We start from the raw sequence: 253 nt of genomic DNA, 5'->3' as shown, positions 1-253 counted from the left end.
ACGCTGAACAAATATCGCAATTAGAAGGGCTAATCGAAAAACTTAACCAATCTATTACCGATAATGAACAAAGCCAAGCAGAAATAACCGCTAAGCAGCACGAAATTACAACAAGTCTAAGTGATATTGAAGCTAGCAAGACACGTCTAGCCCAAGAAGATAAAGAGCTTGCTCAAGCACGAAAAGACATTGAGCACAAAACAGTATCTATACTCCACAGAGAAAGCGAGAGTGCAAATATTGAAGCTAAATT

General features: G+C 38.3%; 1 protein-coding gene. It reads left to right on the top strand.

Features of this window, described 5'->3' with window-relative positions:
- Positions 1–253, top strand: a 253-nt coding sequence (locus AAEZ00_RS21770) for a hypothetical protein (protein ID WP_351090079.1), incomplete at both ends; no start/stop codon positions are given.

Source organism: Shewanella sp. S1-49-MNA-CIBAN-0167, from assembly GCF_040310145.1.
Lineage (GTDB): Bacteria > Pseudomonadota > Gammaproteobacteria > Enterobacterales > Shewanellaceae > Shewanella > Shewanella psychromarinicola.
Note: the sequence above shows the minus strand (reverse complement) of the source record. Positions and strands in the feature narration are given on the sequence as shown.